Raw genomic sequence first — 257 nt, forward strand, 5'->3', positions numbered from 1 at the left:
GCGGACCGAGGAGGATTCGAACCCCCGACCCCTTGATTCGTAGTCAAGTACTCTATCCAGCTGAGCTATCGGTCCACAGAGCGTGCTAGTAATGATACTCGTTTACAGGCGCAAGAGAAAATAGGCCGCCACCCAAAACTATTGTGATTGCTCTCTTTCGTCATCGGACCTTCCGGCTGGGCTAGGTCATGTTGACAAAAGGCGCACCCAAAGGCGGATGGACGTGATGTCTATGAAGCCAAGGAAGCTCTCAGCGG

General features: G+C 53.3%; 1 tRNA gene. It reads right to left on the bottom strand.

From position 1 onward, the window contains the following. Position 1: 1 nt before the first annotated feature. Positions 2–75 (bottom strand) — tRNA-Arg (locus tag R0J92_RS24410). Between the last annotated feature and the right edge of the window lie 182 nt (positions 76–257).

The organism is Tritonibacter sp. SIMBA_163, from assembly GCF_046535935.1.
In the GTDB taxonomy this organism is placed as follows: Bacteria; Pseudomonadota; Alphaproteobacteria; order Rhodobacterales; family Rhodobacteraceae; genus Epibacterium; species Epibacterium scottomollicae.